Source organism: Flavobacterium sp. 3HN19-14, assembly GCF_051373205.1.
Taxonomy (GTDB): domain Bacteria; phylum Bacteroidota; class Bacteroidia; order Flavobacteriales; family Flavobacteriaceae; genus Flavobacterium.
The window spans coordinates 285378-306741 of the sequence record NZ_JBPPZT010000001.1 but is presented as its reverse complement, the minus strand read 5'-3'; the positions used below and the strand labels follow the sequence as shown (position 1 = coordinate 306741).

At 41.5% G+C, this 21364-nt stretch carries 17 protein-coding genes and 3 pseudogenes; 13 read left to right on the top strand and 7 right to left on the bottom strand.

Annotation, left to right across the window (positions count from 1 at the left end):
- Nucleotides 1-149: 149 nt before the first annotated feature.
- Complete coding sequence (locus ACSLFW_RS01540; protein ID WP_436554348.1) at nt 150-1907, bottom strand: LTA synthase family protein; 1758 nt, start codon at nt 1905-1907, stop codon at nt 150-152.
- Nucleotides 1908-2434: 527 nt separating this feature from the next.
- Between ACSLFW_RS01540 and ACSLFW_RS01535 the strand changes: the two genes are divergently transcribed.
- The 3 genes from ACSLFW_RS01535 (at nt 2435) to ACSLFW_RS01525 (ending at nt 6561) form a co-directional block, all read left to right on the top strand.
- Complete coding sequence (locus tag ACSLFW_RS01535; protein ID WP_436554347.1) at nt 2435-2767, top strand: helix-turn-helix domain-containing protein; 333 nt, start codon at nt 2435-2437, stop codon at nt 2765-2767.
- Between the two features lie 67 nt (nt 2768-2834).
- Entirely contained in the window at nt 2835-5099 is a 2265-nt protein-coding gene (locus ACSLFW_RS01530) for a hypothetical protein (protein WP_436554346.1), read from the top strand.
- Nucleotides 5100-5181: 82 nt separating this feature from the next.
- A complete protein-coding gene (locus ACSLFW_RS01525; RefSeq protein ID WP_436554345.1) occupies nt 5182-6561 on the top strand; it encodes a DUF7619 domain-containing protein in 1380 nt (459 codons plus the stop codon).
- A 206-nt stretch (nt 6562-6767) separates the two neighbouring features.
- Here the strand turns inward: ACSLFW_RS01525 and ACSLFW_RS01520 are convergent, their stop codons facing one another.
- Together ACSLFW_RS01520 and ACSLFW_RS01515 are read right to left on the bottom strand one after the other, a co-directional pair.
- A complete protein-coding gene (locus ACSLFW_RS01520; RefSeq protein WP_436554344.1) occupies nt 6768-8312 on the bottom strand; it encodes an Rne/Rng family ribonuclease in 1545 nt (514 codons plus the stop codon).
- A 341-nt stretch (nt 8313-8653) separates the two neighbouring features.
- Nucleotides 8654-8944, bottom strand: coding sequence for an HU family DNA-binding protein (locus ACSLFW_RS01515; protein ID WP_091143810.1), 291 nt, complete (start codon nt 8942-8944; stop codon nt 8654-8656).
- Nucleotides 8945-9075: 131 nt separating this feature from the next.
- On the opposite strand from ACSLFW_RS01515, the gene mutY reads away from it, so the two are divergent.
- From mutY to ACSLFW_RS01490, 5 genes are all read left to right on the top strand, one after another.
- Complete coding sequence (gene mutY / locus ACSLFW_RS01510; protein WP_436554343.1) at nt 9076-10119, top strand: A/G-specific adenine glycosylase; 1044 nt, start codon at nt 9076-9078, stop codon at nt 10117-10119.
- A 40-nt stretch (nt 10120-10159) separates the two neighbouring features.
- The gene (locus ACSLFW_RS01505; RefSeq protein WP_436554342.1) at nt 10160-10588 is read left to right on the top strand and encodes a single-stranded DNA-binding protein; all 429 of its coding nucleotides are present in this window, start codon (nt 10160-10162) and stop codon (nt 10586-10588) included.
- Nucleotides 10589-10611: 23 nt separating this feature from the next.
- Complete coding sequence (gene gldE / locus ACSLFW_RS01500) at nt 10612-11910, top strand: gliding motility-associated protein GldE (protein WP_436554341.1); 1299 nt, start codon at nt 10612-10614, stop codon at nt 11908-11910.
- 61 nt (nt 11911-11971) lie between these two features.
- Nucleotides 11972-12535 carry a gliding motility lipoprotein GldD gene (gene gldD, locus ACSLFW_RS01495; RefSeq protein WP_436554340.1) on the top strand — a complete coding sequence of 188 codons (564 nt, stop codon included), beginning with the start codon at nt 11972-11974 and terminating at the stop codon, nt 12533-12535.
- Nucleotides 12536-12551: 16 nt separating this feature from the next.
- Nucleotides 12552-12689 carry a hypothetical protein gene (locus ACSLFW_RS01490; RefSeq protein WP_436554339.1) on the top strand — a complete coding sequence of 46 codons (138 nt, stop codon included), beginning with the start codon at nt 12552-12554 and terminating at the stop codon, nt 12687-12689.
- A gap of 269 nt (nt 12690-12958) precedes the next feature.
- Here ACSLFW_RS01490 and ACSLFW_RS01485 read toward each other — a convergent pair whose 3' ends face one another.
- Nucleotides 12959-13402 carry a heavy-metal-associated domain-containing protein gene (locus ACSLFW_RS01485; RefSeq protein ID WP_436554338.1) on the bottom strand — a complete coding sequence of 148 codons (444 nt, stop codon included), beginning with the start codon at nt 13400-13402 and terminating at the stop codon, nt 12959-12961.
- A gap of 107 nt (nt 13403-13509) precedes the next feature.
- Between ACSLFW_RS01485 and ACSLFW_RS01480 the strand changes: the two genes are divergently transcribed.
- The gene (locus ACSLFW_RS01480; protein ID WP_436554337.1) at nt 13510-13977 is read left to right on the top strand and encodes a DMT family transporter; all 468 of its coding nucleotides are present in this window, start codon (nt 13510-13512) and stop codon (nt 13975-13977) included.
- Between the two features lie 8 nt (nt 13978-13985).
- Nucleotides 13986-14375 (top strand): DMT family transporter, encoded by a 390-nt coding sequence (locus ACSLFW_RS01475; protein ID WP_436554336.1) that lies wholly within the window; start codon nt 13986-13988, stop codon nt 14373-14375.
- Between the two features lie 143 nt (nt 14376-14518).
- Here ACSLFW_RS01475 and ACSLFW_RS01470 read toward each other — a convergent pair whose 3' ends face one another.
- Nucleotides 14519-16606 carry a M16 family metallopeptidase gene (locus ACSLFW_RS01470; RefSeq protein WP_436554335.1) on the bottom strand — a complete coding sequence of 696 codons (2088 nt, stop codon included), beginning with the start codon at nt 16604-16606 and terminating at the stop codon, nt 14519-14521.
- Nucleotides 16575-17839, bottom strand: a pseudogene (locus tag ACSLFW_RS01465) (M16 family metallopeptidase). The gene ACSLFW_RS01470 and the pseudogene ACSLFW_RS01465 overlap by 32 nt, the downstream one beginning before the upstream one ends.
- A gap of 333 nt (nt 17840-18172) precedes the next feature.
- Between ACSLFW_RS01465 and rplU the strand changes: the two are divergent.
- Together rplU and rpmA are read left to right on the top strand one after the other, a co-directional pair.
- Nucleotides 18173-18607 (top strand): 50S ribosomal protein L21, encoded by a 435-nt coding sequence (gene rplU, locus ACSLFW_RS01460; protein ID WP_436554334.1) that lies wholly within the window; start codon nt 18173-18175, stop codon nt 18605-18607.
- 23 nt (nt 18608-18630) lie between these two features.
- Nucleotides 18631-18890, top strand: a pseudogene (gene rpmA / locus ACSLFW_RS01455) (50S ribosomal protein L27).
- Between the two features lie 253 nt (nt 18891-19143).
- Here the strand turns inward: rpmA and ahcY are convergent.
- Nucleotides 19144-20458, bottom strand: a pseudogene (ahcY, locus tag ACSLFW_RS01450) (adenosylhomocysteinase).
- Nucleotides 20459-20689: 231 nt separating this feature from the next.
- On the opposite strand from ahcY, the gene ACSLFW_RS01445 reads away from it, so the two are divergent.
- Entirely contained in the window at nt 20690-21322 is a 633-nt protein-coding gene (locus tag ACSLFW_RS01445; protein ID WP_436554333.1) for a 4'-phosphopantetheinyl transferase family protein, read from the top strand.
- The last annotated feature ends 42 nt before the right edge of the window (nt 21323-21364 follow it).

Below are 21364 nucleotides of genomic sequence, written 5' to 3'. Positions count from 1 at the left end.
CGGGGTGACAAATCCTGCTCAATGGGAAACTCATTTTTATCGAGACATCACGCTGTCACCCCGAGCGCAGTCGAGGGCCTTTTACTACTTCTTTTTCTTCTGATCAACTAAAGTATCGCCGCGCATCGTATAATGCCAGGCCAGCGCCATCATGTCATCATGCTCTTTTTATAACGCGCCGCTTTTTCCTTCTGCTCCTTAAAAGTATGCAGGTCGATGACCTCGGGCTGTTCGTCTTTGGCGAAATGCTCGAGGATATTGCGGTCAATGACTTTCGTGAGACCGATGCCGCGTTTTTTATCAGGATCGCGCATGTCGCTTCCGAAGCTGTAATATCTGAAACCTTTTGGCGCAATCATTTCAATCAGCGTCGGGATGATATCGATATGCGAGCCCGGATTTTTGCTTCTTACAGCCGGAACATTCTTTCCATATAAAATAAAAGGCACCGAAGATCTTTCATATAAATCAGGTGAAGGCGTGATGAACCTTCGTCCGTAATGATCGCCTGTAAACCCAAAAACGCCCGTATCATATTTCTTTTCGGCCTTCGCCATAAAATCGCCAATCGCCTTGTCGCCATACCACAAATGCCCCAATTCCTGCATGTTCATGCCGCCTTTGTAATATTGTCGTACTTCCTTCGGGAAATCTGCGGCCGATTTATACGGAAATCCTTTCTTGTAAATATCAATCGCATACGGCGGATGGTAGCTCGAGGTCAGGATAACATTCAGCGTATATTTTTTCGGGTCGACTTTCTGCAAAACCAAATCAAAAAGCTTCTCATCTTCAACGCCCCATTCGCCCGAATCAGATTTCCCGCCCATATCTGCGCCCGAATACACATGATCGGCACCCTGGTAAGGCACAAATTCGCCCACATGTTCCCATGAAAGGAAACCGCCGTAGAAGAAATTCGTTTCATAACCGAGCTTCTTGAACTGCAGGAATATCGAGCTTTTGTACGGCTCGTGCAGATGACCGAGGTAACTGATGTTAACGCCCGTGTAAGGAACGCCCGTAATAATCGCGCCAAAAGAAAACAAAGTTGCATGCCCGCCCGGAAGGAAATTGTCATAACCCATTCCCTTATCCGCAATGGCTTTGAGATTCCTGGAAAATCCGAATGGCGCATATTTGTCCATCAGCGGCCAAGAATCGTAGCTTTCCATTACCACCAGGAAAATCTGCTTTGGCTTTGCAATCGTATCGCCTTTGGCTTCTTTTTCGATGATGCCGCTAACGAGTTGTTGCGCTGGATATAAGTCGGTAATGTCTTCGTTCTTCTTTTCGATGAACGGGTTCTTGCCATCGATATAATTGAGTTCGTTGAATTCATGCAATGCCGAAATGAACGAGCGATAAGGATTCAGGATGGTCTTATTCAGGAAGTTGTCTTTGGCCACCGCCGACCATTTCTTTATCGCAGGCACTTTCGTGAAAGAGCCCCTGATGCTGCTGATAAAGCAGAAAAGCGTTAATACAATCAACAAAACGCGCATCGGCTTGCTCTGGAATTTCTGTAAAAACCGAAAGATGCGTTCTCCTTTTTCAAACTTCCTGAACACGAAAAGCGTAATGGCGATGGTCGCAATGATGGCAATTGAATTGAGCACCGGATTGAAGTATTCAATGATCGTCTGAAGCACCGCTTTCTGGTCGTCATAAAGCCCGAGGAACAGGAAATTATTGAACTGGTCGTTGTATTCGCGAAAATAATTATACGTCACGATGCAAATGATCGTCGAAACGATCACAAAAAGATACTGGCAGACCATCCTGGTTTTGCGCACGATTTCGACTTTTCCGAAAGGCCATAAAACCAGAAGCAATAAGAAAGGCAGCAGTAAAAAATAGCAGATAGCCGTCGCATCGAAGCGAAATCCCATGAAGAAAGTCTGCAAAAAATCTGTCGCATCTGCATTCGGCCTAATTGCGCGCGGTAGATCAATATAAAGACAACACGGTGGATAAAGAAAAACACTATTCCCGTAAACCAGAAAAAGCAGAGGTTGCCGAGTTCCTTCAGAAAATTATGCCACTTGAGTGTTTCGTTCATCGTTGTTACTGAATTGTTATGCGGAGATTAGGAAATGCGCAAAAGTACATTCTTTTTCCAATACATTCCAAATGAAGGAACAAGCACAGATAGGAATGGGAATTCTTTCCGCGGTTGCCCGGTGTATAATCCCCCTATAGGGAATTCTTCAAAGCGGTACCGTAATGTATAATCAGGTGTCACCTGATTCTTTCCTGCATTAATGAGTGTATAATCAGGTAGCACATAATTCTTTGCTGCATTAATGAGGATACAATCGGGTAATTTTATTTGTTTAATGAATTACTGAGTGTATAATTATTATTTATATCTTTATAATAATATATATTATATGTATAATTTTTTGATAACTATCAATCAAAACTAAACATCATGGACAATCAACCCCATATCGGAAGCATGCTTCGGAAGTACCTGGACAAGCACTTAAGCGTGCGCAAGGAAGTTGCACAGAAGATCGGCGTGCCGAGTACGGCCATCTATTCCTATGAGAAAAGGTCTTCGACACAGGCGTCAAACTTGTGGCGGCTGAGCCATGCGCTGCAGTATAATTTCTTCATGGACCTGGCCAATGCGCTTCCGGCAGCATATGCGCGCAATGAATTTTTCCCGTCGGCACAGGATGCCCTTATTGCACAACAGGCCGAGGAAATCAGGAAGCTGCAGTGGGAAAACCAGCTGATGAAAGAGCTGTTGGCAAAATAGCTGTTAACCATGTTTGAGGTAGGGTATTATTGCGTTAATTTGTTTAACATGCAAATCCAACCACATCATGAAACAAAAATTACTTTTCGCAATCATTACCATTCTCTTTTCGTACTGTGCCTTTGCGCAGGTCGAAGTTTACACGCCTATCGATTTGTCGCAGTGCGGCAACGAAGTTTTCAATCTTGAAGTTGAAACGCCGCTGGCTTTGGGCAACCAGAATCCGAATACGTATCACGTCACTTACCATTTGACGGAATCGGCGGCCATCGAGGGTTTTCCCTTCATCACCAACACCACTTCTTTTGTTGCCCAGCAGCAGCAAACGATTTTTGTGCGTGTGACCAATACGGAAACCTCAGAATATGCTTATTCGGATTTTCAGGTGCGCTGGAGTTCGCCTCCGGTTTTAATGCCTATGCCGGATGTATTTGCCTGTGATTTTTATACGTTGCCTGCGCCGATTGGCAATGATGTGATGTATTATACGGCTCCTAATGGCGCGGTGCCCGCAATTGCGCCCGGTACTTTTTTCACTGTGCCCGGAGATTATACCATTTATGAGCGTGTTGACAACGGTATTTGTTCAACCGAATCGTCATTTGATATCCACATCATACCTTCGCCGCATTTACCGGCGTTTGCAAATGTCACTACTTGCGGCAGTTATACGTTACCGCCGCTCCAGGTCGGGCATTATTATGCAGATTCTAACTATACAATGGAATTGTTTCCGGGAATGGTCATCACGGCATCGCAGACGATTTATGTGAAGGCTGCAAGTGGCGTTGCGCCAATGATCTGCACTGACGAAGCTTCGTTTCAGGTAAATATTGAAGCCTCGTCTGCCTTTTATCTGGAAATTACAAATTCATTGATATGCGGAGATAATCCTGGTGTTGTAACCATCACTGCAATTGGTACAGGACAAAACCTGGTGTACCAATGGTCGGCCGATGCAGCATTTATTCCGGGCGCTACTTCCAATACAATATCCGTAACAACGCCGGGAAATTATACCTGCGCGGTAACCGATGCATGCGGTAATATTTATACACAATCAGTGGTGATCAGTACGGTTTTTACTTACGATGCGATTGAAATACCAGCTGTGTATATCTGCAATACCGGCGCATCGTTTTATACGGTCGATTTTTCAGCAACTACAACGAAAATACTGAACCACAATACGCCTGCAAATACAACTGATGATTTGCCGGCCAATACAACGGTGACTTATTTTGACAGTTTTGAAGATGCGAATGCCAATACGGCTTCGGGCATGCTTGGCAATTCTTATAATTTGTTGACTACCCAAAGCGGCAAGACGATCTATGCGCGGATCCAGGTGGGCAATGCAGAATGTTTTGTAGTGCGTTCATTTACCCTGAATATCATTCTGCAGCCTGTCATTGCAGCGGTTCCTGCAAACCTAACGTTGTGTGCCAGGAATTCAATGGATACTCCGCCGATGGCGATGTTTAATCTTACCAATACCATCAATTCAATTTTAGGCGCGCAGGATCCGGCGCATTATGCCATCACTTTCCATGCGACGCAAACGGCGGCCGAAAATGGCGCTGCATTAACAACCGTGAACGGGAATACTGTTATTTCGCCTACAAGGGAATTATTTATCAGGATGTCGAACATTTCAGACCCGTCGTGTTACGTAATTACTTCAATGCAGCTTACGGTATTGCCATTGCCTGCGGTTGATGTTTTTCCGGATGTGGTGGTTTGTGGCAGTTTTACTTTGCCTCCGCTGACAATTGCTGGCTCAGGTTATTATAGTGCTGCAAATGGTGCCGGGCCTTTGGCGGTCGGAACTCCGATTACATCAACACAGAACGTATACGTGTACAACACTAACGGAACGTGCAGCAATCAGGATACTTTTAAGGTTACGATTGCCAATGTGGCTTCAATTGCGCCGCCAAATGCAACTTACTGTTCGTCTTATACGCTTCCGGAATTGCCTTATGGCGCTTTCTATAAATTTGCGGGCGAACCGTATAATCCTGACAATGTCATATTTTCGGCCGGAAATGTCTTCACAAGCACAACAACACTCTATGTTTATCTTGAAGACAGTTCGGTTACGCCAACCTGTATTCAGGAGCAGGCGTTTACCATTACGATTGTACCGTTTGCACCACTGGAAAATATATCTACCGAGCTTGTAAGCTGCATGAATAACGGCACAGCTGTTTTTGATTTGGCTGCATTAGCCACACAGATATATGCTGATGTTCCGACACAATATGAAGTATTGTTTTATGAGAATGAGGCGGATGCAAATGCGTTTGCCCGAATGATATCTTCACCGTGACAGGAAACCTTTCGGCATATACAATTGATGCGCCGTCGCGGGTTATTTATATCAGGATTAACAGTATTAATCGGCGTGTGCCATGGTTTACCCATTGTATTTGAACGGGCAGACATGTACCGGGAATTCCATTTCAGGAACAATCAGGCTGGATGCAGATGCAAATGGCTGTGGCACAAACGATCCGGCAGCGTCAAATATCGCAGTTGGACTGATTTTGAACAATACCATCTATTATACCTATACTAATAACTTTGGGTATTACAATTTTGGAAATTTAGCGGAAGGCGTTTATCATGTGTTTTTAGCGAGTTTGCCTGCAGACTACGCTTCTGCCGAAATGGATTATACAATAGATGTTACCGGAACAGGGCAATCTTACGGCAAAGACTGGTGTCTTACTATTCCTGCTCCCGTCACTGATGCGGCGGTTTATTTCTACCCGAATATGAATGCTAGACCTGGATTTCAGGTGAGTTATACGATGTATGTACAGAACATAGGAACAACGTCATTCAGCGGTAATGCACAGCTTAATTTTGATACTTCGAAGTTAATTTTCACCAGCGCTTATCCTGCAGAAACGAGTTTAATCAGCAATACGCTTAACTTTTATATTGATAACATTCCGCCTTTCGGATGGAGAACTTTCACAGTTTATTTTACAGTAATGCAACCGCCAACGGCCAATCAGGGTGATGTGCTGACATTCGATTTCAATATGGATACCGTAAATCTTGACGCCAATGTAGCAAACAACCATGCGACGGTATACCAAATGATTGTGAATTCGTATGACCCGAATGACATTACGGTGCAACAAGGCGCTGAAATCCTGCAAAACCAGGTCGCAGAAGATTTGAATTACACCATCCGTTTCCAGAATACCGGAAATGCAGAAGCAATAAACGTAAAAATTATCGCTGACCTCGATGCAAAACTCGATTGGGAATCGTTCAGGCCGGTAATGTCGAGCCACGAATTCACAACACAGCGTATCGGAAATGAAGTCACCTTTACTTTCAACAACATCAACCTTCCGGGAAGCGACAATGAGCCACAAAGTCATGGTTACATTACTTACAAAGTAAAACCGAAGGCGACTTTAGCGGTTGGCGATATTATCTCAGCGGATGCAGATATTTATTTTGATTTCAATGCGGCTGTTGCAACCAATACAGTTACAACAGAACTTGTGAGTTTGATGAATGTTGATAATCCGAATTTCGCCAATTTAGAAATGGCTCCGAATCCGGCTTCTGATAAAGTTAACATCAGATTCAACGAAAAAATAGCTGAAGCTACGATTACATTATACGATATTCAGGGCAAACTGATTTTGCAGCATATTGCCCAGAATGATGCAACTTCAATAGATGTCTCGAAATTATCGCATGGCATGTATTTCGTGAAGATTGTTTCGGGAAGTAAAGCTGTAGTTAAGAAACTGATGATTAAATAGAATCAAGAATCAAGAATCAAGAGTCAAGAATCAAGAATCAAGAATCAAGAGTCAAGATTTTACGCAAACTGAAGTCTTGATTCTTGATTCTTAACTCTTTTCTCTAAAACCCATAAAAAAACCGCCAATCTCACGAAAGGCGGTTTTTTATTTATGTAGTTTTAAGTTTAGTTGAGGTCTTTCGACTTTCGACTTGTAACTTTCGACTAATCTTTAATTTCATTCCCCTGTTTGTCAAAGAAATGGTATTCTAAAAACGTGTAAGCGTCGCGCGGGATGATCTTGATCCATTTTTTGTGTTCCATGAACCATTTGACACGCACCGACATCCATCCGTTTGATAAGTATGCGGCCACAAAAGGATGTACGTTCAACACGGTTCCTTTGTGATTTTTGAGTATTCTTTCAAGATCGGAAGTGATTTTGTCGATAATCAAAATTGGCGCTTCGATTTCTCCGTTTTCATTGTTCGGGTCTTCTTCGCGCGTCTTGATATTGACTTCCGGCCTTACTCTTTGTCTTGTAATCTGCACCAGGCCGAATTTGCTCGGCGGCAGGATTTTGTGTTTTGCTTTATCGTCACTCATTTCTTCCCGAAGGAATTCGAACAATACTTTTCGGTTTTCGGGATTCGACATATCGATAAAATCGATTACGATGATTCCGCCCATATCGCGAAGGCGCAATTGTCTTGCGATTTCCGCGGCAGCAATCATGTTGACTTCAAGCGCGGTGTCTTCCTGGTTGGAGGCTTTGTTCGAACGGTTGCCGCTGTTCACGTCGATAACGTGCAAAGCTTCGGTATGTTCGATTATCAAATAAGCGCCCTTGCTCATCGAAACTGTTTTTCCGAATGAAGTCTTGATTTGTCTCTCTATGTTGTATTTTTCGAAAATGGGAGTGTCTTTAGAGTGATAATGTTTAACTATTGATTGTTTTGAAGGGGCGATTTCCGCCACATAATCCTTCGTTTGGTAGAACAACTCTTCGTCATCTATGAAAATTCCGCTGAAGGAATCGTTAAATACGTCTCTGAGGATCGAAGAAGCCCTGTTGAGCTCTCCCAAAACCTTTGACGGATGATGAGCAGTTGGTAATTTTTTACACATTCCCGACCATCTGTCGAGCAATGTTGTCAAGTCCTTTTCTAATTCCGCGACTTTTTTGCCTTCGGCTACCGTTCTCACGATGACGCCGAAACCTTTCGGTTTGATGGATTGCACGAGTCGTTTAAGACGATCTTTTTCTTCTTTGGATTCGATTTTTTGTGATATCGAAACTCTGTCAGAAAAAGGAACGAGAACAATAAACCTACCGGCGAGAGACAGCTCAGAGCTGATTCTTGGCCCTTTGGTAGAGATAGGTTCTTTGACGACCTGTACTAAAATCGACTGGTTGGCGCTCAAAACGTCAGTAACGACGCCGTCCTTATTGATTTCCTTTTCGAACTGAAAGCCCTTTAAAGTATAATCTTTTATTTTTCCTGTCGTAACCAGTTTGATGAATTTCAACTGTGAAGCGAGGTTCGGAACCAAATCGTGATAATGCAAAAAGGCATCTTTCTCGAAGCCTACGTTTACAAAAGCAGCATTCAGTCCGGCAACGGGTTTCCTGATTTTGGCTAAAAATATATCGCCAACCTGGAAGTTGCTTTTCTCTTCTTCTTTGTGTAATTCAACCAGTTTTCCATCTTTTAATAAGGCAAAATCTACGGCTTCAGAACTTGATCTGATGATAAGTTCTTTATTCACACTGTAAATTTTTATTTTGGGGTACAGGATAATGGGTACAGGGTAATGGGTTTTTTACCCTGAACCTTGCGCCCTGAATCTTGAACCCAAAATGGATTGGACAAATTTTGTTACAATAGGATTTTAAGCTGCCATTCCTGCCGTCTGCTGGCTTTGGACTGCAATCTGAAATCCCGATTTCAATGAACGTTTAATTCTAAAAGAAAAAAGTAGTTTAGAACTACTTTTTCTTTTTGTGGCGGTTAGCTCTCGCACGTTTTTTTCTTTTGTGGGTCGCTACCTTATGTCTTTTTCTTTTTTACCACTTGGCATAGTTGGTGATTTTGTGATTAATAAATGGTTTATTTTGCTTCGTTATTTGTTTTCACGCCTTCAACAAACACTTTTGCAGGTTTGAATGCCGGAATGTTGTGTGCAGGGATTTTGATCGTGGTGTTTTTAGAAATGTTTCTGCCGGTTTTTTCAGCTCTCGTTTTGATGATGAAACTTCCGAAACCTCTTAAGTAAACGTTGTCTCCTGTTTCGAGTGAAGTCTTCACTTCATCCATAAAAGATTCTACTGTTGCCTGAACGTCTCCTTTTTCAAGGCCTAATTTTTCTGAAATCTTTGCTACGATATCTGCTTTCGTCATTTTCTTTCGTATTTATTATTTTGTAATATTTTTTGAGGTTGCAAATATATGAATTTAAAAAACAATTAATCAACCTAATTCATTAAAATTTAATCACATAAACTTTTACTTTTGTTGACCTTAATTTAAACATGGATTTTTCTAACTTATTAATCAGGTGGTATTTAGAAAACAAACGCGATTTGCCGTGGCGCAATACGCAAAATCCATACTTTATCTGGTTGTCTGAAATCATGCTGCAGCAGACGCGCGTCGCGCAGGGAATGCCGTATTTTTTTGCGTTTACGGAAGCGTTTCCGACCGTTTTTGACCTCGCGAATGCTTCAGAAGAACAGGTTTTAAAGCTTTGGCAAGGCTTAGGATACTATTCGCGTGCGAGAAATCTGCATAAAACTGCGCAATTTGTTGCGTTTGAACTGAACGGAATTTTCCCGAATAACTACAAAAATTTACTCGAATTAAAAGGCGTCGGAGATTACACGGCCGCCGCAATCGCTTCGTTTTCCTATAATGAGGCCGTTCCGGTAGTTGATGGAAATGTTTACCGTGTACTTTCACGATATTTCGATATTGAAACCGATATTTCATCGCCATCAGCAAAAAGGGAATTCCAGAATTTAGCTTTGGAATTAATGCCGAAAGATAATCCCGCAACCTTCAATCAGGCGATAATGGAATTCGGTGCGTTGCAATGCGTTCCGAAAAACCCAAATTGCAGCATTTGCCCGATGAATCAAAGCTGCGCGGCTTTACAAAAGAACAAAGTCGACCAGCTTCCCGTAAAATCGAAAAAGTTAAAAGTCACTAATCGTTTCTTCAATTACATCATTTTTGAAGATGAAAACCAAAATACCATCATCCGAAAACGGGAAGGCAAAGGCATTTGGGAGAATTTATATGAATTTCCTTTGATCGAAACTGAAGCCGAAATTGACCTTGAAGCTTTCATCCATAAATTAAAAGAAAGTCATTTTATCGAAAATGAAATCGATGTCGTTTCTGAATTCAGCCCGAATAATCAAATCCATAAATTAACGCACCAGCACTTAAATATAAAGTTCAGGAAAGTCAAAGTCAAAGGTTTTTTGAATGGCGGCGTCGATTATAAAACGCTAAAAGCCTTTCCGTTTCCAATCGTCATTTTTAACTTTCTCGAAAAGGAATTTTTGCGCTAATCCAAAAAGTAGTATATTTGGTAATCAAACAAAACCCACGATGAACAACGGAACCTTAAATAAAGTCATGCTGATCGGCCATCTCGGCGACGACGTGAAGATGCATTATTTTGACGGCGGCAACTGCATCGGGCGTTTTCCGTTGGCGACCAATGAAGTGTATGTCAACAAAACGACCAACGAAAAAATCACTTCGACCGAATGGCACAATCTCATCATTCGCAATAAAGCGGCAGAAATCTGTGAGAAATATTTGACGAAAGGAGATAAGATTTATGTAGAAGGCAGGATCAAATCACGTCAATGGCAGGCCGAAGACGGTTCTACAAAATACACAACAGAAATCCAGGTGACAGAATTTACATTCCTGACTACGAAAAAGGAAACAGAATCATTCCGCCAGCCAGACAACAAAACCAGTTATGACGCACAGAGCCACGCACTTCCTGAAAACGATTTGCCGTTCTGATTGTTTAATTAATACCCAATCTTTTGGATCCCGAACCTCCCAGTTTAGCCATTTTTGAGAATTTAGATACCGGTTTGCTCTTCGGTTTTATCGGGATTTTTGTGCTGCTTTTTTGTACGGCCATTGTTTCGGGCGCAGAAGTGGCTTTCTTTTCGCTTTCACAACAAGATATCGATGCGGCGGCAGCCGATGAGCCTTCCAAAGTAAAAATCATTTCGAAACTGCTCGAGAAACCCAAAAAATTACTCGCTACTTTATTGGTTGCCAACAATTTCATCAATATTGGTGTTGTCATTCTTTTTTCTTTTATTGGAAAAAACCTGTTTGCTTCGATAACTTCGGAAGCACTGAAATTTGTGGTTGAGGTTGTTTTTGTGACTTTTCTCATCTTATTTTTCGGGGAAGTTTTGCCGAAAGTATATGCGAACCGCAATAATATGAAATTTGCATTGCTGATCGCCGTTCCGATTTCGGTGTTGGATCAATTGCTTTCGCCAATAAGTTTGCCGATGCGTTCTGTGACGAATTATCTTCACGATAAACTCGGAAAGCAAAAAACGAGTTTGTCGGTCGACCAATTGTCTCAGGCTTTGGAACTGACATCAACCGAAGAAACTTCCACAGAAGAACAAAAAATCCTCGAAGGCATCGTTTCTTTCGGAAATACCGACACGAAGCAGGTTATGAGCCCGCGAATCGATATTTTTGCGCTTGAAATCACCGAAAGCTTTGCTTCGATATTTGAAAAAATCGTCGATAAAGGTTTTTCTAGAATTCCGGTTTATCGCGACAATATCGATACTATCGAAGGCGTTTTGTTTGTGAAAGACGTTCTGCCGCACATCGATAAGAAAGATTTCGACTGGGCGAGTTTGATAAGAGAACCGTTTTTCGTTCCTGAAAATAAGAAACTCGATAATCTTTTAAAGGATTTCCAAAGCATGAAAAGCCATTTGGCGATTGTCGTTGACGAATATGGCGGCACTTCCGGATTGGTTTCTTTGGAAGATATCATTGAGGAAATCGTAGGCGATATCAGTGATGAATTTGACGATGAGAATATCAATTTCTCTCAAATCGACGAGAAAAATTTCCTTTTTGAAGGCAAAATTGCGCTTAAAGATTTTTACAGAATTGTTGAAGTGGAAGAAAGTCATTTTGAAACTGCAAAAGGTGAAGCCGAGACTTTAGCGGGATTGATACTCGAAGTTTTAGGGAATTTCCCGAAGAAAGGGCAGAAGCTGCATTTTGAAAACTGCCACTTTACGATTGAAGTGGTGGATAAGAAGCGGATAAAACAGGTTAAAGTCACATTGGATTAATAATTTAAGAGGCGATTTGCGATAGCGATTGAAAGATTGCTTCGTGCCTCGCAAAGACGGTATGAAAAAACAGACTATAAAATTTTTGGTTTTAGGATTGATTTGTGTTTTGACTTTTAGTTGTAAAGAAGATCCGCTTCCTAAACCCGCGGCACAATTGCGGCTTGACTACAAAGTTGCTGAATACGACCATTTTGAAAACGAATGCCCGTTTACTTTCGACATCAATTCTGACGCCGTAATCAAGGAAAAAACAGCCTGCAATTTCACCATCGATTACCCGAAGATGAAAGCGACGATTTATTTAAGCTACAAACCGATTCAGGGGAATATCGATGTGCTTTTGAGAGACGCGCAGAAACTCACTTACGAGCACGTCATCAAAGCCGACCAGATTTTGGAGCAACCGTTTATTAATAAAGATGACAAAGTTTACGGCATGTTTTATTCTGTAAATGGGAATGCGGCGACCAACGGGCAGTTTTATGTGACTGACAGCATTCATCATTTCCTGGATTGTTCGGTTTATTTTTATGCGAAACCCAATTTTGATTCGGTAATGCCGGCCGCGAGTTATGTGAAAAACGACATGCAGCACATTATGGAAAGCCTGCGATGGAAATAAATTTGTATATTTGAGTATGGATACACTTACAGAAGATTTTAGTATCGGACTTTTTGTCTGGCAAAGCGTTGTTGTCGTAATGGCGATTGTAGTGATTTATTTCACAGTCAAGCTTGTCAGAAGAATGCTGAAATACTATAAGGCGACAAATTAATTTAAGATTTAAAACATTAAGATAATAAGTGGCATTAAAAACTTAATGAGCCTTAATCTCTTAATGGTTAATAAAAAAGGAACCTATTTGGTTCCTTTTACATTTTAGATAACACGGATTGCACAAATTTCCACGAATTCAATTTGTGAAATCTGTGAAATTTGTATTGAATTTACATCGTTTCCGAGCAATGCTTTTTAGCTGCACAGCATCCGCCTTTGGCTTCCTTGCCGCATTCTTTTTTCTCAGCTTTGGTTTTCTTTGCCTTTTTAGCTTCTTTTTCGTCTCTTTTTTACAGGATCGCCGGTCATCAGCATTGCGTGGTCGCCTGAGGTTTTTAAGTCAGAGACTTTATAGGTTTTTCCATCGGCAACCGATTCTACTTTTGCAACCAGTTTTTCCGGAGATTGTTTGGCGTTGTCGTATTCAACAGTAGCAGTTTTTTTCTCAAAATCAACAGTCGCTTTCTGAACGCCGTCCATTGCATTCAATTCTTTTTCGATTTTTGAAGCGCACATTACGGCACAACTCATGCCTTCGATATGAAAACTTGCGGTTTCGACTTTTCCTACAACGGCAGCTTTTTCTGTTGAAGCTGTGGCAGTTGTTACTGGTTCAGCATCGTTTGCCAGAGGTTCAGCGCCTTTTTCTTTACAAGCTGTGAAAAACAATCCGGCGATGGCGAGTGCCATAAGTGATTTTGTAAATTTCATGTTTTTATTTTTTAAGATTTATTGAACGACAATTCCGTTATTTGTAACGGTTTACAAAATTAAGTAAAAAAAGTTTTCGTAAACTATTTTTGTTTAAAGCCTAACCTATGAATTCGAAACACACCAAATGGATTATCCTAATTGTGCTTTCCCTGATTTGGGGAAGTTCCTTCATATTGATTAAAAAAGGACTCGTTGGATTATCGCCTTATCAGCTTGGTGCCATCAGGATTATTTTCGCAGCGATTTTTTTGATTGGAATCGGATTCAGAACCATTCCGACAATCCCTGTGGGTAAATGGAAAATCATCGCGCTGACTTCACTATTCGGAACATTTATTCCTGCTTTTCTTTTCGCCATTGCGGAAACCAAAATCAGCAGTACGATTGGCGCAGTGCTTAATTCGCTTGTGCCTGTAAATTCGCTTTTGCTTGGAATTTTTGCTTTTAAACTCGACTATATGCGCCGGCAAATCTTCGGCGTAATCATCGGATTGCTTGGCTGTATATTATTGATTTTCAGCGGAACGGCAGACCATATCAGCAGAATTATTATTATGCTTTTCTCGTGCTGATTGCAACAATGTGCTACGCAACGAATGTCAATCTGATTAAAAAATACTTGCCTGATTTGACGCCGTTAACTATTACAACGGGAAATTTCGTGGTGCAATTGATTCCGGCAATCATTATTTTGATTTGTACCGGATTTTTTGAAATGCCTTTTACCCCGGATGTAAAATTATCAGTCGGTTACATATTAATCCTTGGCGTAGTTGGAACTGGCGTAGCCAACATTATTTTTTATCGATTGATTCATATTTCTTCACCGGTTTTCGCGACTTCTGTGACTTATCTTATTCCGATTGTGGCGTTTTTCTGGGGTGTGCTTGACGGAGAATCTTTGGCGCCGCTTCAGGTTTTGGGTGCTTTTGTGATTTTGGTTGGGGTTTATCTTTCGTCGCGTAAATAATTTCACCGCAAAGACGCGAAGGCACAAAGACACAAAGAAAACTTATTCAATTTAACTTAGCGGCTTCGTGCCTTTGTGCCTTCGCGGTAAAAATAAAAAAAGGCCGCCAATTACGGCAGCCTTAATTTCAAATATGCTTTTGATTATTGAAAATCAGCGTCTGTTACACCTTCGTTGATTTTAACATCGTCAAGTTTAATGTCCAATTCGATACCAACATTCATTACGATATTGAAAGGTACTTTTACGCCCTTTACATCGCGGTAATCTTTAAGGTAAGTTGTAGCGGTTTGCTTTTTACCATCTTCTTCCTGTGTTTTCATTTCAGCTACTTTTAAGCCTGATTTTACATCAAAATAAGAAGTCGTTTCGCCGTCTTTTACTGCATACGCATCATTACCATCGATTGGTTCTATTGAAGTTAATGTAACGCCAGGTTTTGCAGCCAAAGTCAATTCTTCAAACGGAACAGCCGTAGCTCTCATGTCTTTAAGATCCTGTCCTTCAATTGGCATTCTCTGTCCTTGTTGCATCATGTAGCCTTCTTTGTCATTCACAACTTGCTTCATGATTGACATGCCGCCCATGTTCAGTTCTACCATCATTTTTCCTTTTGCATCTTTTTTAGCTGTAAATGCCAATGGCATCGGCGCTTGTGGAATTTTCGTAGTTCCTGTAGATGAAATGGTTTTTACAGCTTTCAGTGCTTTTTCGCCACCGATAGCTTTGATATAATTGTCTACAACAGATTTTACGGTCACGCCAGCAGGAACCGGTTTGCTCAATGCAGGTTTTTCAGCCGGATTTCCGTATTTGTCGAAATAGAAAATCGGAATTTGAAGTTTTTCAAGTCCCGGTAAAACGTCAGTTCCTTTACCTACGATTACGATACGCGTGTTGTCAGCAAGGAAATATTTGTTGGCAACTCTCATTACATCATCAGCGCTAACCGCGTTGATGTTTTTGATGAAATTCTCATAGAAATCAGCCGGAAGCCCTTGTGTTTGCGTTCTCAAAGCATAAGTCGCGATAGTTTGCGGTTTTTCAACCTGCATTACGAAACGGCCTACATAACCGGCTTTTACATTCGCCAACATTTCGTCAGTAACCTTTTCTGTACGGATGCGTTTCAATTCTTTCATTAATTCAACAACTGTACTGTCGGTAACGGCATTTCTTACTTGCGTAGAAGCTTCGAAATTGTTCACCCATTTGTTGGCAGGAAGTCCTGAATTGGCGCCGTAAGTCCAACCATGCGCCTCACGGAGGTTCATGTTGATGTAACTGTTGAAGTCGCCGCCTAAGATTTGGTTGGCTACGATTGCAGCGAAATAATCAGGATCAGTGTATTTCAAATTCGTTACGTTGATGGCAGCTACTTCAGATTGCACTGCATTTGGCATATCAACAAAATTGATTTGTGTGTATTGAACGTCTTTCGGGTCAGCGTAAGTCACTGCAGGAGCAACGCCGCCTTTCCATGAACCGAAAAATTTCTCAACCCATTTTTTTACTTCTTTTACTTTTACGTCACCAACGATTACTAGGTAAGCATTTCCGGGAACGAAGTAAGTGTTATAATTTTGTTTTACGTCAGCAAGTGTAACATTGTTCAGCGTTTCTTCAGACAAATATTCGCCTGACGGATGCCCTTTTCCGTAAGTCAAAACGCTTTTTACGCGCTCTGCTACAGAAGGAACACTTTTTTCTTCAGTTTTTAAACCTTCAACGATTCTGGCTTTTTGCTTGTCGAATTCTTCCTGTGTGAACATCGGGTTCAAGGCGCCGTCGGCCATCAATTCCAACACTCTTCCTGAGTATCTTGAAAGTGAACTTGCAGTAGCACCACTTGCCCCGAAGTTGATAGAAGCGCCCATTTGGTCTACTTCTTCATTGAAAGCATCTTTGGAAATTTTTGCAGTTCCGTTACCGATTAAGGCACTTGCCATGTCTGAAACACCTTTTTTTGCGCCTTCAGCATAAGGAGCGTTGTCAATGTTGAGACTGAAAGATACACGTGGTAACTTATGGTTTTCAACGACCATAACTTTAAGGCCGTTTTTGAGTTCGAAAGTTTCGGGTTTGCCGATTTTAACCGCAGGTGCCGGGCAGCTTGTTTCGGTTGTGGAATGACTTGTGCTTGCATAATTAAAGTGAGGAACAAGCTTGAAATGATCAATATTTTTTTCATGGTATATCTTAGTTTTGAGCTTTATCCGATGCCGGAACATAGTCCAGTAAAAGGCGTTGGTTAGGATTCAGGTATTTTTTGGCAACATCCCTGATTTCTTCGCGCGTGATTGATTTGTAGATGTCCTGCTCTGTGTTGATAAGGTTTACATCGCCATATAAAAGGTAATAAGAAGCAAGGCTTCCGGCAATGCCTTCAACGCTTGAATTCGAGTTTACGTAGTCGTTTTCGAATTTGTTCTGTAATTTCTGCATTTCTTTTTCAGAAATCAATTCAGTTTGCAGTTTGGTAACTTCTTCGTCAACCGCTTTGATGATGTCTTCAGTCGTGAAAGGCGCTTGTGGCAAACCTAAAATTACGTAAGAGCCGTAATCTTCAGTTGGTTGTTAGAGAAAGCGGCTACTTCTAAAGCCATTTTCTGGTCGTCAACGATTTTTTTGTACAATCTTGAACTTTTTCCGTCGCTCAAAATCGTAGAAATCATGTCGAGTACACGTGCATCACGCGTTTTCATCGAAGGTGTTCTGTAAGCTGCGATGATGGCCGGAATCTGGATATTCGGATCTTCGAATTTCGCTCTGATTGGCTGTGTAATCGGATCTTCAGTGAAAGTTTGTCTTGTGATTGGCGTTCCTTTCGGGATGCTTCCGAAATATTGCTGGATCCATTTTTTAGTTTGCTCTTTGTTGCTGATATCACCGGCAACTACTAAAACCGCGTTATTCGGGATGTAGAATTTCTTGTTGAAAGCCTGGAATTCTTCCAATGTTGCAGCATCAAGGTGTGCCATATCACCGATGGTTGTCCAGCGGTACGGGTGTTTCTTGAACATGTGTTTCTTGATTTGCGCCTGGAATTGACCATACGGACGGTTGTCATAGCTTTTTCTTTTCTCTTCCTTTACGACTTCATTCTGCGTATCAACACCGATTTGGTTGATGATCGGGTGCAGCATTCTTTCAGATTCCATCCATAAGCCTAATTCTAAAGAATTCGATGGGAAAACCTCGAAGTAATAAGTCCTGTCATCGTTGGTGTTGGCGTTGTTGATACCGCCATTGGCAGTTACGATTTTAAACCATTCGCCGCGTTTGATGTTTTCGGTGCCTTCGAACAACAAATGCTCAAAAAAGTGGGCGAAACCCGTTCTTTCAGGATTTTCGTCTTTCGCACCAACGTGGTACATTACAGATGTGATAATTACCGGCGCCGAAGGGTCGTTGTGCAGGATAACGTGCAGGCCGTTCGCTAAATCGTATTCTTCAAAAGCCACTTTTTAGGCCAGAGCAACACCTCCGAGCATAAGTGCAGCACTTAAAGCCATCAATGATTTTTTCATAAAGTTAATAATTTTGTTGATTTTGTGTATGTTGGACGCCCAACGTTCTGTTTTGTTACGCCAAAAATACTTTATTTTAACGTAATCGAATATCTGATTGGTAAAATTATCAATATAAATGTGTTGTTTTTTAAACTAATCGCAATTGTGAATAGCTGATTTTCATCTGCGGAAGCGCCAAAAAATAAAATTTTCACCAACTAATTGCCAGATTCATTTATAGTTGTATATTTGCATCCATTTTATAAACAAATAAACATCATTGTTATGTACGCAATCGTAGAGATAGCAGGGCAACAATTTAAAGTAAGCAAAGACTTAAAGGTTTATGTGCACCGTTTATCTAATGAAGAAGGTTCAAAAGTTTCTTTTGACAAAGTTCTTTTATTGGATGACAATGGCACGATCACTTTAGGCGCCCCGGCTGTAGAAGGTGCTTCGGTAGAAGCCAAAGTGTTACAACACTTAAAAGGAGACAAAGTAATCGTTTTCAAAAAGAAAAGAAGAAAAGGTTACAAAAAGAGAAACGGTCACAGACAGTATCTTACCCAAATTGTAATTGAAGGCATCACTGGTGCGGGAACAGCTAAAAAAGCAGCTCCAAAGAAAGAAGCAGCTCCGGCAGCAGCAACTGAAGAAGCAGATGCTCCTAAAGTAAAAAAAGCGCCAAAAGCTAAAAAAGAAGAAGACACACAAGAATAATTAACATTTAAAACTAATACGTCATGGCTCACAAGAAGGTGTCGGTAGTTCCAAGAATGGTAGAGAATCAGAATCGAAACGTTTAGGTGTTAAGATTTTTGGTGGACAAGCTGCAATCGCTGGGAACATCATCGTAAGACAAAGAGGTTCTAAACACAATCCGGGTGAAAACGTTTACATCAGTAAAGATCACACGCTACACGCAAGAGTAGACGGAATCGTGAAGTTCCAAAAGAAAAGAGACAACAAATCATACGTTTCAATCGAAGCATTCGAAGCTTAAGATTTTACTCTTATAAAATTAATTATAAAACCCCGTTTCATCGAAGCGGGGTTTTATTTGGATTGTAAGACCGAAAGAACCAAGAGTCAAGAACCAAGAGTCAAGAATCAAGACACAAAACAATACGGATAAAATCAACTTTGTTTTCACACAAAAACAAGAAATCTTGATTCTTGGCTCTTTACTCTTTTCTCCAATAAAAAAACCCTCACTTTCCAGTAAGGGTTCATTCGCTAATTACCTCATTACCTCATTAATATCTGTAGTATTCCGGTTTAAACGGTCACTTCCACTTCAACGCCAATATAAGCAGCCTGATCAGGTCTCAAAGTTTCCAGTTCAACGCCTAATTTTGCTAAGTGCAAAGCCGCCACTTTTTCATCTAAATGTTTCGGCAACATATAAACATCGTTTCCGTATTTATCGCTATGGTTCCACAATTCGATTTGCGCCAAGGTCTGGTTTGTAAATGAATTACTCATTACAAAACTCGGGTGCCCATTGCACAACCCAAATTTACCAAACGGCCTTCCGCCAGGATGATGATGTCTTTTCCGGCAATCGTATATTTATCAACCTGTGGCTTGATCTCGATTTTCGAAGCGCCGTGGTTTTTGTTCAGCCACGCCATGTCGATTTCATTGTCAAAGTGACCGATGTTACAAACTATGGTCTTGTCTTTCATTTTCTCGAAGTGGCTTCCCAAAACGATATCTTTATTTCCGGTAGTCGTAATGATGATATCAGCAGTAGCAATAACGGTGTCTAATCTTTTCACTTCATAACCGTCCATAGCCGCCTGTAAAGCACAAATCGGGTCGATTTCAGTTACAGTTACAATTGAACCCGCGCCACGGAAAGAAGCCGCAGTTCCTTTTCCAACATCGCCATAACCGCAAACGATTACACGTTTTCCGGCCAACATCAAATCTGTTGCACGACGGATCGCATCAACAGCCGATTCTTTACAGCCGTATTTGTTATCGAATTTCGATTTCGTAACCGAGTCATTCACGTTAATTGCCGGCATTGGCAAAGTTCCGTTTTTCACTCTTTCGTACAATCTGTGAACACCTGTAGTGGTTTCTTCCGAAAGTCCTTTGATGCCCGCAACCAATTCCGGATAACGGTCAAAAACCATATTCGTCAAATCGCCGCCGTCGTCAAGGATCATGTTCAACGGCTTTCTGTCTTCGCCGAAGAACAAAGTCTGCTCAATACACCAGTCGAATGATTCCTCATCCAGACCTTTCCATGCATAAACCTGGATGCCCGCAGCAGCAATCGCCGCAGCCGCCTGGTCTTGTGTAGAAAAAATGTTGCAGGATGACCAGGTTACTTCGGCACCCAAAGCGATAAGTGTTTCAATCAAAACCGCAGTCTGGATCGTCATGTGAAGACAACCCGCGATACGCGCGCCTTTAAGCGGCTGCTCGTTTTTGTATTGGCCTTAACGCCATCAAACCCGGCATTTCGGCTTCCGCCAACTCAATTTCTTTTCTTCCCCAGGCTGCCAAAGAGATGTCTTTCACTTTGTATGCCACGAACGGTAAAGTCTGTGTACTCATATATTTAATTTGTATTAACTGAAAAATTTTTGCAAATTTACGGAATTACTTTTTATTAAAAATACATTCTCTTGCGATTTGTGATTGGATTATTTTTCGTAACTTTTTGAAATACAATAACCTGAATTTTCAGGAGCTATTTCCCGCTATCCGCAATATCTTTTTCGCCGAACTCCGGCAAAAAAGGATATCTGCTCCTATCGGGGCTAGGGCCAACTGCAAACCAACAACATGCCGTTATACAAAAGCATACCGTTCTGCGACAACACCAAAATCCTCGTCTGGAAGGTCACCGAATCTTTGTCGGAACTCATGAACAGCGTCAGGCTGCAGCCCACAACGCTGATCCGCGTTGATACCATGAAATCAGAAATGCACCGCCGCGCCTTCCTGAGCGTAAGGATGCTGTTGCAGGAAGCAGGTTATTCTGACTTCGATATCTATTACGACGAATTCGGGAAACCGCATTTAAAAGACGGCACCGATATTTCGATTACGCATTCCTTTACATTCTCGGCCATCATCCTGAGCAACCGCAAAATCGGCATCGACATTGAATTGCGCCGTGAAATGGTTGCCCGTCTTGACTACAAATTCATCGACCATGAATTCAACTACCTTAATAAGGAAGACCGTGAAGATTATATCTCAAGACTCACCGTTATTTGGGGCGTCAAGGAAGCCATCTTCAAAATCCGCAATGAAGTCGGAATCAGCTTCAAAGACCACATCGAAGTACAAGCCTTTGAAATGAAAGACCAAAAAGCCACGACGACGCTGCATTTCGGCAATCTGTCAACGCATTTCAAAGTCTATTTTGAAGAATTTGAGAATTTTATCTTAGTCTACGTTTTAGAATACTAACCACAAACCGAGAAATCTGCGAAAATCTGCGTCATCCGCGAA

Excerpts from the sequence above, each read along its gene's own strand:
- ACSLFW_RS01445 (WP_436554333.1), top strand. The coding sequence starts at position 20,690 with ATGCCGTTATACAAAAGCATACCGTTCTGCGACAACACCAAAATCCTC.
- rplU (WP_436554334.1), top strand. The coding sequence starts at position 18,173 with ATGTACGCAATCGTAGAGATAGCAGGGCAACAATTTAAAGTAAGCAAA.
- gldD (WP_436554340.1), top strand. The coding sequence starts at position 11,972 with ATGAAAAAACAGACTATAAAATTTTTGGTTTTAGGATTGATTTGTGTT.
- ACSLFW_RS01515 (WP_091143810.1), bottom strand. The coding sequence starts at position 8,944 with ATGACGAAAGCAGATATCGTAGCAAAGATTTCAGAAAAATTAGGCCTT.
- ACSLFW_RS01485 (WP_436554338.1), bottom strand. The coding sequence starts at position 13,402 with ATGAAATTTACAAAATCACTTATGGCACTCGCCATCGCCGGATTGTTT.
- ACSLFW_RS01505 (WP_436554342.1), top strand. The coding sequence starts at position 10,160 with ATGAACAACGGAACCTTAAATAAAGTCATGCTGATCGGCCATCTCGGC.
- ACSLFW_RS01535 (WP_436554347.1), top strand. The coding sequence starts at position 2,435 with ATGGACAATCAACCCCATATCGGAAGCATGCTTCGGAAGTACCTGGAC.
- ACSLFW_RS01530 (WP_436554346.1), top strand. The coding sequence starts at position 2,835 with ATGAAACAAAAATTACTTTTCGCAATCATTACCATTCTCTTTTCGTAC.
- ACSLFW_RS01480 (WP_436554337.1), top strand. The coding sequence starts at position 13,510 with ATGAATTCGAAACACACCAAATGGATTATCCTAATTGTGCTTTCCCTG.
- ACSLFW_RS01525 (WP_436554345.1), top strand. The coding sequence starts at position 5,182 with ATGGTTTACCCATTGTATTTGAACGGGCAGACATGTACCGGGAATTCC.
- ACSLFW_RS01490 (WP_436554339.1), top strand. The coding sequence starts at position 12,552 with ATGGATACACTTACAGAAGATTTTAGTATCGGACTTTTTGTCTGGCAA.
- ACSLFW_RS01470 (WP_436554335.1), bottom strand. The coding sequence starts at position 16,606 with ATGTTCCGGCATCGGATAAAGCTCAAAACTAAGATATACCATGAAAAA.
- mutY (WP_436554343.1), top strand. The coding sequence starts at position 9,076 with ATGGATTTTTCTAACTTATTAATCAGGTGGTATTTAGAAAACAAACGC.
- ACSLFW_RS01475 (WP_436554336.1), top strand. The coding sequence starts at position 13,986 with ATGTGCTACGCAACGAATGTCAATCTGATTAAAAAATACTTGCCTGAT.